Raw genomic sequence first — 13027 nt, forward strand, 5'->3', positions numbered from 1 at the left:
AAACGCGAGCCTTGGCTGGCTCAGCGCTGCTTGAGGCTGTCGCGAATTTCGCGCAGCAGCACGATGTCTTCTGGCTCGGGGGCTGGGGCCGCAGGTGCGGCGGCGGGGGCTTCGCGCTTGAGTCGGTTGATTTGTTTGATCATCATGAAAATGATGAAGGCCAGAATAATGAAATTCACCGCCACGGTCAGAAAATTGCCATAAGCAAACACAGGAACGCCCGCTTTGCGAAGCGCGTCCAGCGTCATGGCCGTACCTGCGGGCACATTACCCAGCACCAGGAACAAATTGGAAAAATCCAGTTTGCCAAATACCAGCCCCACCACCGGCATGATCAGGTCGGCCACCACCGAATCCACGATTTTCCCGAAGGCCCCCCCAATGATCACGCCCACGGCGAGATCGACCACATTACCCTTGATTGCGAATTCTTTGAACTCTTTGATGATGGTCATGTTTCTTCCATTTTCATAAATTGGTTGACAAACGTACCCAGAGACGGTTTGAACCCCGCATTATCTAGGTGGCAGGGGCGCAGTATTACCCAGCGCATGGGGCTGTCAAGGCTGATTTCAAGAGGTTTGCCTGTTGTTACGAGTTTTCACTCCGCTACAATCCGCCGCTGACCCCAACATAGCGATGTATACCGAGGATCCCCATGAGTGACACACCAGTCGACACCAGTAAGCGGACGTGGCTGATTGCGTCCGGATGCGCTGGTGCTGCGGGAGGAGTGGCTGTAGCCGTGCCCTTCGTCAGCAGTTTTCAGCCTTCGGAAAGAGCCAAAGCAGCCGGCGCAGCTGTAGAGGTGGACATTTCAGCCCTGCAGCCGGGCGAAAAGTTGACCGTAGAGTGGCGCGGCAAGCCCGTGTGGATTCTCAAGCGCACCCCTGAGCAAGTCGCCTCGCTGGCCAAGACCGAGCCCCAGGTGGCCGATCCCAAGTCAGATCGCAAGACGTACCCCACCCCCGAGTACGCCAAAAACCAACACCGCTCTATCAAGCCCGAGATCTTCGTCGGGGTCGGCATTTGCACCCACCTGGGCTGCTCGCCAGGTGACAAGTTTCAAACGGGCCCACAGCCTTCGCTGCCAGACGACTGGAATGGCGGCTTTCTGTGTGCTTGCCACGGCTCGACGTTTGACGTGGCCGGCCGCGTGTTCAAGAACAAGCCAGCGCCTGACAACCTGGAAATTCCGCCACACATGTTCCTGTCCGATTCGCGCCTGCTGATCGGTGAAGACAAGAAGGCTTGAGGTAGCACAACATGGCTGAATTCAAGGAAATTTCCCCCAACGCATCGGCAACGGCCAAGGTGACGAACTGGTTTGAGAACCGGTTTCCCACGGCGTTTGATGCGTACCGCGTGCACATGTCGGAGTACTACGCTCCGAAGAACTTCAACTTCTGGTACATCTTTGGTTCGCTGGCATTGCTGGTGCTGGTCATCCAGATCGTCACCGGCATCTTCCTCGTGATGCACTACAAGCCTGATGCCAATCTGGCTTTCGCATCGGTGGAATACATCATGCGCGACGTGCCTTGGGGCTGGTTGATCCGCTACATGCACTCCACTGGCGCTTCGGCCTTCTTTGTCGTGGTGTACCTGCACATGTTCCGTGGGCTGCTCTATGGCTCTTACCGCAAGCCACGCGAATTGGTCTGGATCTTTGGCTGCGCCATCTTCCTGTGCCTGATGGCCGAAGCCTTCATGGGCTACCTGCTGCCTTGGGGTCAGATGTCGTACTGGGGTGCTCAGGTGATCGTGAACCTGTTTGCCGCCATTCCGTTCATTGGTCCTGATCTGGCTTTGCTCATCCGTGGTGATTTTGTGGTGGGCGATGCGACCCTGAACCGCTTCTTCAGCTTCCATGTGATTGCGGTGCCTTTGGTGCTGCTGGGCTTGGTGGTGGCGCACTTGTTGGCGCTGCACGATGTGGGCTCCAACAACCCCGACGGCGTCGAAATCAAGGGCCCCAATGCGCCCCGCGATGCCAAGGGCAAGCCACTGGACGGCGTGCCGTTCCACCCTTACTACACCGTTCACGATATCTTTGGTGTTGCGGTTTTCTTGCTGGTGTTCTCGGCGGTGATCTTCTTCGCCCCTGAGTTCGGTGGCTACTTCTTGGAGTACAACAATTTCATCCCGGCCGACCCGTTGGTGACGCCGTTGCACATTGCGCCAGTCTGGTACTTCACGCCGTTCTACTCGATGCTGCGTGCCATCACCAGCGAGATGATGTACGCCCTGATCGCCTGCGTGGCCCTGGGTGCGCTTTTTGGTGCGGTGAAGGCTCAATTGCCTGGCATCTTCAAGGCCGCGATTGCAGGTGCTGGAGCGGTGGTCATCCTTCTCATGCTGGCCATTGATGCCAAGTTCTGGGGTGTGGTGGTCATGGGCGGTGCCGTGATCATTCTGTTCTTCTTGCCATGGCTGGATTGCAGCCCAGTGAAGTCCATTCGCTACCGTCCCGATTGGCACAAGTATTTCTACGGTGTCTTTGTGATCAACTTCCTGATCCTGGGTTACTTGGGTGTACAGCCTCCTTCTCCTGTGGGTGAGCGGGTTTCTCAAGTGGGCACGCTGTTCTACTTCGGCTTCTTCATGTTGATGCCCTGGTGGAGTCGCATTGGCAAGACCAAGCCCGTGCCCGATCGCGTTACCTACGTTGCGCACTGAGAGCAGGAGCAAATAACAATGAAGAAACTCATTCTCACGATGGTGGCAGCGCTGGGTCTGGTGGCAGGCTCTGCAATGGCTTCCGGTGGCGGGGTTGCGCTGGACAGGGCGCCCGCCAAGACCAACGACCTGGCATCTCTGCAAAATGGTGCCAAGCTGTTCGTCAATTACTGCCTGAATTGCCACTCTGCGGCGTACATGCGCTTCAATCGTCTGAAGGACATTGGCCTTTCAGATCAGCAGGTGAAGGACAATCTGTTGTTCACCACCGACAAGGTGGGTGAGACAATGAAGTCTGCGATTGATCCAAAACAAGCCAAGGCTTGGTTTGGTGCCAATCCTCCTGACCTCACCGTGATTGCGCGTTCGCGTGCCAGCTCGGCGGGGTCTGGTGCAGATTACCTCTACACCTACTTGCGTACCTATTACCGAGACGACGCCAAGCTGACCGGCTGGAACAACCTGGTGTTTCCCAATGTAGGCATGCCCCATGCCTTGTGGGAGTTGCAGGGCGAGCGTCGTCCCGTGTTTGAAGAGCAAGAGAGTCACGGCAAAAAGACCCATGTTTTCAAGGGTTGGGAGCAAGTGACTCCGGGCAAGCTGACTCCGGTTCAGTACGACGAGGCGGTGGGTGATCTGGTGAACTACATGCAGTGGATGGCCGAGCCTGCGCAAAACACGCGCATCCGTGTTGGGGTCTGGGTTCTGATTTTCCTGGGCTTCTTCACCATCATTGCATGGCGACTGAACGCGTCTTTCTGGAAAGACGTCAAATAATTCGCTGATCTTCCGGCGACACCCGCATGCGGGTTCGCCGGAATTTTTTACAGAGTGGGCGCTTTGGTGCTTCCCACTCTTTTGATTTTTAGGAGCCTCCCACCATGATGGTGCTTTACTCGGGAACCACTTGCCCTTTTTCCCACCGCTGCCGCTTTGTCTTGTTTGAAAAAGGCATGGATTTCGAAATCCGCGATGTAGACCTGTACAACAAGCCAGAAGACATCAGCGTGATGAACCCTTATGGGCAAGTGCCTATTTTGGTGGAGCGCGACCTGATTCTGTATGAGTCGAACATCATCAATGAGTACATTGACGAGCGTTTTCCGCATCCGCAATTGATGCCTGGTGACCCGGTCGATCGCGCCCGTGTCCGCTTGTTCTTGCTGAACTTTGAAAAAGAGTTGTTCGTGCATGTGAACACGCTGGAATCGCGTGCCACCAAGGGCAACGAAAAGGCGTTGGAAAAGGCGCGTGCCCATATCCGTGACCGACTGACCCAACTGGCGCCGGTGTTCCTCAAGAACAAGTACATGCTGGGCGACAACTTCTCGATGCTGGATGTCGCTATTGCGCCTTTGCTCTGGCGCCTGGATTACTACGGCATTGAGCTGAGCAAAAATGCCGCCCCGTTGCTCAAGTATGCAGAGCGCATCTTCTCTCGCCCTGCCTACATTGAAGCGCTGACACCTTCTGAAAAGGTCATGCGCAAGTAAGCGCGGCAGTCCCTTCTTTTCACCGACCGAACCGTTTCATTGCCCATGAATGCTCAGGAATCGACTTCTACGCGCCCGTACCTGATTCGTGCCTTGTACGAATGGTGCACCGACAATGGGTTGACCCCTTACGTGGCGGTGCGCGTGGACGAGTCGGTGCAGGTGCCGCGGGAGTTTGTGCACGAGGGTGAGATCGTGCTGAACATCAGCTACGACGCGACCAGCGCGTTGCAGCTGGGCAATGATTTCATTGAGTTCAAGGCCCGCTTCGGCGGCAAGCCGCGCGACATCCTTGTGCCGGTCGGGCGTGTCATTGCCATTTACGCCCGTGAAAATGGGCAAGGCATGGCATTTCCAGCGCCGGTAGATGGGTTGGTGGCGCCATCTTCGCCTGTGTCGCTTGCGCCAGCGTCGAGCACGGTGGTGTTGGAGGAGGAGGCGCCCGCGGTGGCGGCAGATGAGCGTGTTGTTCAACTGGTGCCCGCAGCCGATGCTGAATCCGGTGCGGGGGATGCGCCCCGCCCAACGCCTGGTCCTGCAGGTGGTCGCCCCTCGCTCAAACGCGTGAAATAGCGGTTTTTTTGTTTTGGGCCTGTTTTTCGATATAGAATGCGGGCTTCGCCGGTTTAGCTCAGTTGGTAGAGCACCCGCCTTGTAAGCGGTAGGTCGTCAGTTCGATTCCGACAACCGGCACCATTTTTCTTATGGATGCCTCAGCATCCTTTCATTCGCCAGTTCAACGCACGCCAGTTTGAACTTTCAGGCGAATGGAGTTAACCTCCCATCCCCGGACCCGCAAATGTGCCTGCAATGCAGGCAGGATCTGGCGCAGCTTGGCCGCAGCCGAGTTGCTACTGACCAGAAGGCACCAGCTTGTTCCGTCAATCGGGCCAGCCTGTAGCGTGCCTCGCAGTCCTGGGGGAATCAATGGTTCTATGGCCTTCAGCCGGTCGCTGGAGTCTCTGGTGAGCGCGGTCAGCATGGCCAGCGTGGGGGACTCGGCGCTGGCTTGCTGCAACGTAACGGCGTGATGGCGGCGGTTCATGGGTGGGCCTCTATGGCATGGAGATAACTTTGTGCATTTGATTATCACGGACGCTCGTTCGGCCCGTACCCGGTCTATTCATCTGTCGGGTGTGCGCCTTGTGTTGGCTGGGTTGCTGCTTTCGATGGGGCTGATGCTGGTGGCTGCGCTGTTGTACCACTGGGTTTTTCTGAAGGGCGCTCGCGAGGGGTGGCCCGTGTTTGGCTCATTGGTCAAGCTGGTGGTCAAAGACGAGTTTGAAGAGCGTGACAAGTTCATGCGGGCCAATCTGGATGCGATGGCCCGTCGCGTGGGAGATATGCAGGCGCGCATGGTGCAGCTGGAATCTCTTGGGGACCGTGTCATGGGGCTGTCCGGGATGTCTCCCGCCGACATCCCCAAAAATGATGGCCGTGGCGGTGCCCTGGTGGGTGCCCGCAACCTGTCGATGGAAGAGTTGCAGGCCACGCTGGATGATCTGGAAAAGCTGACCAACCAGCGGGTCGATTGGATGACTGTGATGGAGTCAAGGCTCTTTGACCAGCACATCCGTAAAAAAATGGTACCCACCCACGCCCCGGTCAGTGGGCGTGCGGCGGGCTCTGCGTTCGGCTGGCGGCTGGACCCCTTTACGGGTCAATCGGCGTTGCACACGGGGCTGGACTTTCAGGCCGATACCGGCACCCCCATTTTGGCTGCAGCGGGAGGGGTGGTCATTGCCCAAGAATTTCATCCTGCCTACGGCAACATGATCGAGGTGGACCACGGGAACCAGTTGGTGACGCGTTATGCGCACGCCTCTCGCACGTTGGTCAAGCAGGGTGATCTGGTCAAACGGGGGCAGAAAATTGCGGAGGTCGGAACCACCGGCCGATCAACGGGGCCGCATCTGCATTTTGAAGTGCTGGTGCAAGGCGTCTTTCAGGACCCGCAAAAATTCCTGAATGCCGGAACGGGCAAGGCGGATCTCGCGCTGGCGGCTGCATCCAAGGGGGCTGTGGTAGCGCAGCAAAACCTTACACCTGCGGGCAGGTAAAATCACCAGTCCTGTGTTCGGCCTCGGGGTGCTTGCATTCTTGAGCGACGGACCCAACTGAACTCAATTCTTATTAGGGATTTCGGTCGTTCAACGGCACCGCATTGGTGTGTTGAACGGTCCTGTTCGCATGGCCACCAACTTCCTCACCAAAATATTCGGCAGCCGCAATGACCGGCTTCTCAAGCAATACCGCAAAGTGGTCGCTCGCATCAACGAGATGGAGCCTGAGTATGAGAAGCTGTCTGACGACGCATTGCGCGCCAAGACCCAGGAGTTCAAGGACCGGGTAGCCAAAGGCGAATCGCTGGATGCCATATTGCCTGAGGCCTTTGCCGTAGTGCGCGAAGGCTCCAAGCGCGCGATGAAGATGCGCCACTTTGACGTGCAGATGCTGGGAGGGATGGCCCTGCACCACGGCAAGATCTCTGAAATGCGCACGGGCGAGGGCAAGACCCTGACCGCTACGCTGCCGGTGTACCTCAATGCCTTGTCTGGCAAGGGGGTTCATGTGGTCACCGTGAACGACTACCTGGCCAATCGCGATGCCCAGTGGATGGGCCGCCTCTACAACTTCCTGGGCTTGACGGTGGGCATTAACCTGCCCAACATGCCGCGCGAGGAAAAGCAGGCCGCGTACCGTGCAGACATCACCTACGGCACCAACAACGAGTACGGGTTTGACTACCTGCGCGACAACATGGTGTACGAAGCCCATGACCGTGTGCAGCAGGGCTTGAACTATGCCATCGTGGACGAGGTGGACTCCATCTTGATTGACGAAGCGCGCACGCCGCTCATCATCAGTGGGCAAGCCGAAGACCACACGGCGATGTACATCGCGATGAACAAGGTAGTGCCGCTGCTGGTGCGCCAAGAAGGAGAAGCCGATCCGCGCACAGGCGAGGGTGTGACCAAGCCCGGCGACTTCACGCTGGATGAGAAAACCCACCAGGTGTTCTTGACGGAGCAGGGCCACGAGTCGGCCGAACGCATTTTGGCCAGCCAGGGGCTGATTGCCGAAGGCGCCTCGGTGTACGACCCCGCCAACATCACGCTGATGCACCACCTGTATGCGGCGTTGCGTGCCAATCACCTCTATCACCGCGACCAGCACTACGTGGTGCAAAACGGTGAAATCGTCATCGTGGACGAGTTCACTGGCCGTTTGATGTCGGGCCGCCGCTGGAGCGATGGCCTGCACCAGGCTGTGGAGGCCAAGGAAGGCGTCAACATCCAGGCTGAAAACCAGACCCTGGCGTCGATCACCTTCCAGAACTACTTCCGCCTGTACAACAAGCTCTCGGGCATGACCGGCACGGCCGATACCGAGGCGTACGAGTTCCAGGAAATCTACGGCCTGGAAACCGTGGTGATTCCCCCGAATCGGCAGAGTCTGCGTGATGATCAGCTCGACCGTGTGTACAAGACCACCCGCGAGAAGTACGAAGCGGCCATCAAAGACATTCGCGAGTGCCATGAGCGAGGCCAGCCGGTGCTGGTGGGCACCACATCGATTGAAAATTCAGAAATCATTGACGAGCTCTTGAACAAAGAGGGCTTACCTCACCAGGTGCTCAACGCCAAGCAGCATGCCCGTGAGGCCGACATCGTGGCCCAGGCCGGGCGCGAGGGCATGATCACCATCGCCACCAACATGGCGGGCCGTGGTACCGACATCGTGCTGGGCGGCAACATTGAAAAGCTCATCTCTGCGATTGAGGCGGACGAGTCTTTGGACGAAGCCGCCCGCCATGCGCAGATCGAGAAAGTGCGCGCCGACTGGAAGGTGGACCACGAAAAAATCAAGGCGCTGGGCGGCTTGCGCATCATTGCCACCGAGCGCCACGAATCGCGCCGTATCGACAACCAACTGCGTGGCCGCTCTGGCCGCCAAGGTGACCCTGGCTCGTCGCGCTTTTACCTGAGCCTGGACGATTCGCTGATGCGCATCTTCGCGGGTGACCGCGTCAAGTCCATCATGGATCGCCTGAAGATGCCCGACGGTGAGGCCATCGAGGCAGGCATCGTGACCCGCAGCATTGAGTCGGCCCAGCGCAAGGTGGAAGCCCGCAACTTTGATATTCGCAAGCAACTGCTGGAATACGACGATGTGGCCAATGACCAGCGCAAGGTGATCTACCAGCAGCGCAACGACATTCTGGACGCATCGGACCTGGCGGACGTGATTGCTGCCATGCGTGAAGACTCCATGACCGACTTGGTGCGCTTGTACGTGCCTGTTGAGTCGGTCGAAGAACAGTGGGACCTGCCGGCACTGGAGAAGGCGCTCAATGAAGAGTGGCAAATCGCCGTGTCGTTGCAAGACATGGTTGCCCAATCAGAGTCCATCACCGACGAAGAAATCCTGGAACGCGTGGTCAAGCTGGCCCATGCCGCCTTCGATGCCAAGGTGGAGTTGGTGGGGCGTGAGAACTTCACCCAGTTTGAGCGTGCGGTCTTGCTGCAGAGCTTTGACTCCAACTGGCGTGACCACTTGAGCTCTTTGGACTACCTGCGCCAAGGCATCCATTTGCGTGGCTATGCCCAAAAGCAACCCAAGCAAGAGTACAAGCGCGAAGCCTTCGAGCTGTTCCGCCAGTTGATCGACAGCGTCAAGAACGAAGTCACCAAGATTTTGATGACGGTGCAGGTGCAGTCGCCCGCGCAACTCGACGAAGCCGCTCAGCAGCTGGAAGCCCGTGCCGAGCACATCTCCAATGTGACCTATACCGCCCCCACTGAAACTGGGGAAGCCCAGACCGTCCCTGAAGGACAAGCGCTGGGTGGTGATGAAGGGGCTTTTGAAGGCCTGCGTGTGGGCCGCAACGACCCATGCCCCTGCGGTAGCGGCAAGAAATACAAGCAGTGCCACGGCAAGCTGGCCTGATCGCTGATAGGACGGAAACACGGGCTGCGGCCCGTGTTTTCATTTGGATGCCATGCCTTTGCGCATAATCTTCCGCAGTTTTTCTGAAAGAGCACTCTATGCCCGTAAATCTTCTGGCCCCTGTGGCTGCTGACCTGCATCCGATTGCAGGCGTTCGTATCGGCGTGACTGAAGCGGGCGTCCGCAAGGCCAACCGCAAGGACCTGACGGTGTTTTTGCTGGACGAGGGGGCCAGCGTGGCAGGGGTCTTCACGCAAAACCGTTTTTGTGCGGCGCCCGTGCAGGTCAGCCGTGAACATTTGGCCGCTGGCAAAGGGATCCGTGCCATGGTCATCAACACGGGCAACGCCAATGCTGGTACGGGGGCAGATGGCTTGGCCCGTGCCCGCTCTACCTGCAAGGCACTGGCAGGTTTGTTGAACGTGGCCCCCGAGCAAGTGCTGCCTTTCTCCACTGGTGTGATCATGGAGTCACTGCCCACCGATCGCATTGAGGCAGGGCTGCCTGCAGCACTGGCCGATGCGCAGACAGGCCACTGGGCCCGCGCGGCAGAAGGCATCATGACCACCGACACCTTGCCCAAGGCCTTCAGTGCACAGGCCTCGGTGGGGGGGGCCACCGTGTCGATCACCGGCATCAGCAAAGGCGCGGGCATGATCCGTCCCAACATGGCGACCATGCTGGGCTTTTTGGCCACGGATGCATGCGTGGATGCGTCGGTGGTGCAGCAACTGGCCCGCCATCTGGCAGACCGCTCGTTCAACCGGGTGACCATTGACGGCGATACCTCGACCAACGATTCCTTTGTGGTGGTGGCCACCAACAAGGCCGCCCATGCACCGATCACGTCGCTGGACAGCGCTGACGGGCAAGCCCTGTTGGCCGCCATGTTGGGCGTGGCCCAAAAGCTGGCCCAGGCCATCGTGCGCGACGGTGAGGGGGCGACCAAGTTCATCACCGTGCGGGTAGACGGCGGAAAGACCGGCGAGGAATGCCGCCAGGTGGCCTATGCCATTGCCCATTCGCCACTGGTAAAAACCGCTTTTTACGCCAGCGACCCAAACCTGGGCCGAATCTTGGCGGCTGTGGGCTATGCGGGCATTGCAGACCTGGACCAGACCTGCATCGACCTGTACCTGGACGATGTGCACGTGGCTGTGAGCGGTGGGCGCAACCCCGCTTATCGCGAAGAAGATGGCCAGCGCGTGATGAAGCAAAGCGAGATCACGGTGCGGGTGGTTCTGGGGCGCGGTGAGGCATCAGACACCGTGTGGACCTGCGACTTCAGCCACGACTACGTGACGATCAACGCCGACTACCGTTCTTGATTTGAGACTGATTTGCTATTGATTTGATAGCTTTCTGCGCTGATCTATCAGGCGCTAGGTGCCCATATGAATGAAAAATTTGAACGGTTGATGGAGCGGGCCGAGCAGCTCATCGGCCGCATCGAATCGGTGCTGCCGCAGCCGCTGTCGGCGCCAGACTGGGCGCAGGCCATTGCCTGGCGTTACCGCAAGCGCAGCAGCGGGCATGGCACGCTGGAGCTTGTGCGGCATGTGGGGGCCATGCAGTTGGCGGACCTGAAGGAAATCGACGGGCAAAAAGAAAAGATCGAGCGCAATACGCTGCAGTTTGTGCAGGGCAAAACGGCCAACAACGTCTTGCTGACTGGAGCCCGTGGCACGGGCAAGTCCTCGCTCATCAAGGCTTGCCTGAATGCCTTTGCCAGCCAGGGGCTGCGTCTGATCGAGGTGGACAAAGCCGATCTGGTGGATTTGCCGGACATCGTGGATGTGGTCTCTGAGCGGCCCGAGAAATTCATCGTGTTCTGCGACGACCTGAGCTTTGAAGATGGCGAGCCGGGCTACAAGGCACTCAAGTCGATTCTGGACGGTTCGGTGGCGGCGGCCACGCCCAATGTGCTGATCTATGCCACCAGCAACCGCCGCCACCTATTGCCCGAATACATGGCGGACAACCTGACCTACACCCACACCGAAGACGGTGAGGTGCACCCCGGTGAGGTGGTGGAAGAGAAGATCTCGCTGTCGGAGCGCTTTGGTCTGTGGGTGAGCTTCTACCCGTTCAGCCAGGAAGAGTACCTGACCATCGTTGCCCAGTGGCTGGCATCGCTGGGCGTGTCTGCCGCGGCCATTGCTGCAGCGCGCCCCGAGGCGCTGGTGTGGGCGCTGGAGCGTGGCTCGCGCAGCGGGCGCGTGGCCTACCAGTTTGCGCGCGACTATGCGGGGCGGGCATGAGGTGCATTCTTCTGGGCCGCTTCGCAGTGCCTGCCAGTCGGCGTGGTGCCATGTTCCCAACGAACGTCGAGGCGAGCCAAGATGAGTGAGACACGCAAACACACCGAAGTGGCGGTTGGCATCTTGCTGCGCAGCGATGGCGCCATGCTGCTATCGACCCGCCCACCGGGCAAGCCTTATGCGGGGTACTGGGAGTTTCCGGGGGGCAAGCTGGAGGCCGGCGAGACCGTGGAACAGGCCCTGCGCCGCGAGCTGGAAGAAGAGTTGGGCATCACCATCGGCCCAGCCCAGGTCTGGAAGGTGACCGAGCACGACTACCCGCACGCTTTGGTGCGCCTGCACTGGTGCAAGGTGCGCGAATGGACGGGCGCCTTTGAGATGCGCGAGGGCCAGGCCATGGCTTGGCAGCAATTTCCACTGACCGTGGACCCTGTGCTGCCGGGTGCGTACCCGGTGTTGGACTGGCTGGAGCAGGAGCAACTCGGTTAATTTGCTCCTGAATTGATAGCTTCTTGCGCTTTGTTGATGGGCGCTAGAGGCTATTTGGTATGAAATTCAGTGCTCTACCCGAGGATCGCCGTATTGCGCATCCGGCGGTGGGGCTTCGGTGGGCATGCGGAAGTCTTCACTGGCCCAAGCGCCCAGGTCAATCTGTTTGCAGCGCTCGCCACAGAAGGGGCGGTACCGATTGGCGGGGCTGTAGAGGCTGTCTCCGCCGCAGGTCGGGCACACCACGGTGCGTGTGGCAGAGGGCTGAGGGGCGGTGTTTGGCGGGGTGTTGGCAGCCATGTCGTGCGTTTCCAATAGGGGCGGCTTGGCGCTCACGCGCACAGCGTCAATTCGAACGCCGCATCGTCGGTGCACGCATGCAGGCGTTCGTCGGCACCTTGCTTCATCAGCCGCACTGACACGATCAAACGGTTCCCGCTGATTTCAGGGATCAGCTCCAAAGCTGGGTCGATGCGAAGCCGCAGCAGCTGGAAGGTGCGGCCCGCTGGGAGGTTTTGCTGAAATTGGCCGCGCTCAGCGGCCACTTTTTGCGGTACGCCAGAGTCGCGCAACAGCTTGAGCAACACGTAGATGGACTCGGCCAGCGGCGCCAGGGTAGAGGCCCAGTTTTGCAGCGCCTCTTGGCGAACGGTTGCATCTTTGTGTTGCCAGGCGTAGTACGCCGGAAGGTCAAATCCGCAGGTGCCACCGGGGATGCCTACGCGACTGCGAATGCTCATCAGCCAGTCGTTTTCCGTCAGCGCATGCCCTGCCTTGCCCGATTGCGTGTTGAGTGCGGTGAAGCAGCGGTCCAGCTGTGCGATCACTGCATCCAGGGCCGCTTCCGAGATGGAGGGGTTGCCCCGGTAGCCGTCGAGCTGGTGCTTGTGCTTTTCAATGTCCTTGAGAACATCCGATTTGAGATCGGCGCGGGCCGCCACGTCCATGATTTCAAAGACGGTGACCAGCGCAAAATGGTGATCCAGCGGGTGTGCTCTGGGGATCAACTCCCCCAGCCGACGGAACAACTGCTCCAGTCGGAGGTAGGTTCTGAGTCGTTCGTTGAAAGGGTATTCGTAGAGGATCACGCTGGCAGGTTCCTGGGCGCAGTGAAATGGGCCTGGCGCTGATGTCGGGGAAGAACGGGCTGGCCAG

14 protein-coding genes and 1 tRNA gene are annotated in these 13027 nt (G+C 59.0%); 11 read left to right on the top strand and 4 right to left on the bottom strand.

Going from position 1 to position 13027, the window contains the following annotated elements; translation table 11 throughout:
* Positions 1-20 precede the first annotated feature (20 nt).
* Positions 21-455: a large conductance mechanosensitive channel protein MscL gene (mscL, locus tag CLU88_RS19620; protein ID WP_099658040.1), complete on the bottom strand. Its 435-nt coding sequence runs from the start codon at positions 453-455 to the stop codon at positions 21-23.
* Between the two features lie 203 nt (positions 456-658).
* Here mscL and petA point away from each other — a divergent pair, with 203 nt between their 5' ends.
* The 6 genes from petA (at position 659) to CLU88_RS19650 (ending at position 4868) form a co-directional block, all read left to right on the top strand.
* On the top strand, positions 659-1255 hold the full coding sequence (gene petA, locus CLU88_RS19625) for a ubiquinol-cytochrome c reductase iron-sulfur subunit (protein WP_099658041.1): 597 nt from the start codon (positions 659-661) through the stop codon (positions 1253-1255).
* 11 nt (positions 1256-1266) lie between these two features.
* On the top strand, positions 1267-2679 hold the full coding sequence (locus CLU88_RS19630; RefSeq protein WP_099658042.1) for a cytochrome bc complex cytochrome b subunit: 1413 nt from the start codon (positions 1267-1269) through the stop codon (positions 2677-2679).
* Positions 2680-2697: 18 nt separating this feature from the next.
* Positions 2698-3456, top strand: a complete 759-nt coding sequence (locus CLU88_RS19635; RefSeq protein ID WP_099658043.1) for a cytochrome c1 — start codon at positions 2698-2700, stop codon at positions 3454-3456.
* Between the two features lie 104 nt (positions 3457-3560).
* Entirely contained in the window at positions 3561-4172 is a 612-nt protein-coding gene (locus tag CLU88_RS19640) for a glutathione S-transferase N-terminal domain-containing protein (protein ID WP_044400199.1), read from the top strand.
* Between the two features lie 45 nt (positions 4173-4217).
* Positions 4218-4745, top strand: coding sequence for a ClpXP protease specificity-enhancing factor (locus CLU88_RS19645; RefSeq protein ID WP_099658044.1), 528 nt, complete (start codon positions 4218-4220; stop codon positions 4743-4745).
* 47 nt (positions 4746-4792) lie between these two features.
* Positions 4793-4868, top strand: a tRNA-Thr gene (locus CLU88_RS19650).
* A 40-nt stretch (positions 4869-4908) separates the two neighbouring features.
* Here CLU88_RS19650 and CLU88_RS19655 read toward each other — a convergent pair.
* The gene (locus tag CLU88_RS19655; RefSeq protein WP_099658045.1) at positions 4909-5217 is read right to left on the bottom strand and encodes a hypothetical protein; all 309 of its coding nucleotides are present in this window, start codon (positions 5215-5217) and stop codon (positions 4909-4911) included.
* Positions 5218-5248: 31 nt separating this feature from the next.
* Between CLU88_RS19655 and CLU88_RS19660 the strand changes: the two genes are divergently transcribed.
* The 5 genes from CLU88_RS19660 to CLU88_RS19680 all read left to right on the top strand — a co-directional run bounded on the left by CLU88_RS19660 (position 5249) and on the right by CLU88_RS19680 (position 11872).
* Positions 5249-6232, top strand: coding sequence for a M23 family metallopeptidase (locus CLU88_RS19660; protein ID WP_233205536.1), 984 nt, complete (start codon positions 5249-5251; stop codon positions 6230-6232).
* A 130-nt stretch (positions 6233-6362) separates the two neighbouring features.
* A complete protein-coding gene (secA, locus tag CLU88_RS19665) occupies positions 6363-9122 on the top strand; it encodes a preprotein translocase subunit SecA (protein ID WP_099658047.1) in 2760 nt (919 codons plus the stop codon).
* A gap of 98 nt (positions 9123-9220) precedes the next feature.
* Complete coding sequence (argJ, locus tag CLU88_RS19670; protein ID WP_099658048.1) at positions 9221-10450, top strand: bifunctional glutamate N-acetyltransferase/amino-acid acetyltransferase ArgJ; 1230 nt, start codon at positions 9221-9223, stop codon at positions 10448-10450.
* A gap of 66 nt (positions 10451-10516) precedes the next feature.
* The gene (locus CLU88_RS19675; RefSeq protein WP_099658049.1) at positions 10517-11383 is read left to right on the top strand and encodes an ATP-binding protein; all 867 of its coding nucleotides are present in this window, start codon (positions 10517-10519) and stop codon (positions 11381-11383) included.
* 81 nt (positions 11384-11464) lie between these two features.
* Positions 11465-11872, top strand: a complete 408-nt coding sequence (locus CLU88_RS19680; protein ID WP_099658050.1) for an NUDIX domain-containing protein — start codon at positions 11465-11467, stop codon at positions 11870-11872.
* A 66-nt stretch (positions 11873-11938) separates the two neighbouring features.
* On the opposite strand, the gene CLU88_RS19685 is transcribed toward CLU88_RS19680, so the two are convergent.
* Both CLU88_RS19685 and zapD read right to left on the bottom strand, forming a co-directional pair.
* Entirely contained in the window at positions 11939-12172 is a 234-nt protein-coding gene (locus CLU88_RS19685; protein WP_099659023.1) for a DNA gyrase inhibitor YacG, read from the bottom strand.
* 32 nt (positions 12173-12204) lie between these two features.
* Complete coding sequence (gene zapD, locus CLU88_RS19690) at positions 12205-12960, bottom strand: cell division protein ZapD (RefSeq protein ID WP_099658051.1); 756 nt, start codon at positions 12958-12960, stop codon at positions 12205-12207.
* Between the last annotated feature and the right edge of the window lie 67 nt (positions 12961-13027).

Source organism: Acidovorax sp. 56 (genome assembly GCF_002749705.1).
In the GTDB taxonomy this organism is placed as follows: Bacteria; Pseudomonadota; Gammaproteobacteria; order Burkholderiales; family Burkholderiaceae_C; genus Acidovorax.

Bases quoted from the DNA above. Each gene is read 5' to 3' on its own strand.
- mscL (WP_099658040.1), bottom strand. From the start codon at position 455: ATGACCATCATCAAAGAGTTCAAAGAATTCGCAATCAAGGGTAATGTG.
- petA (WP_099658041.1), top strand. From the start codon at position 659: ATGAGTGACACACCAGTCGACACCAGTAAGCGGACGTGGCTGATTGCG.
- CLU88_RS19630 (WP_099658042.1), top strand. From the start codon at position 1,267: ATGGCTGAATTCAAGGAAATTTCCCCCAACGCATCGGCAACGGCCAAG.
- CLU88_RS19635 (WP_099658043.1), top strand. From the start codon at position 2,698: ATGAAGAAACTCATTCTCACGATGGTGGCAGCGCTGGGTCTGGTGGCA.
- CLU88_RS19640 (WP_044400199.1), top strand. From the start codon at position 3,561: ATGATGGTGCTTTACTCGGGAACCACTTGCCCTTTTTCCCACCGCTGC.
- CLU88_RS19645 (WP_099658044.1), top strand. From the start codon at position 4,218: ATGAATGCTCAGGAATCGACTTCTACGCGCCCGTACCTGATTCGTGCC.
- CLU88_RS19655 (WP_099658045.1), bottom strand. From the start codon at position 5,217: ATGAACCGCCGCCATCACGCCGTTACGTTGCAGCAAGCCAGCGCCGAG.
- secA (WP_099658047.1), top strand. From the start codon at position 6,363: ATGGCCACCAACTTCCTCACCAAAATATTCGGCAGCCGCAATGACCGG.
- argJ (WP_099658048.1), top strand. From the start codon at position 9,221: ATGCCCGTAAATCTTCTGGCCCCTGTGGCTGCTGACCTGCATCCGATT.
- CLU88_RS19675 (WP_099658049.1), top strand. From the start codon at position 10,517: ATGAATGAAAAATTTGAACGGTTGATGGAGCGGGCCGAGCAGCTCATC.
- CLU88_RS19680 (WP_099658050.1), top strand. From the start codon at position 11,465: ATGAGTGAGACACGCAAACACACCGAAGTGGCGGTTGGCATCTTGCTG.
- CLU88_RS19685 (WP_099659023.1), bottom strand. From the start codon at position 12,172: ATGGCTGCCAACACCCCGCCAAACACCGCCCCTCAGCCCTCTGCCACA.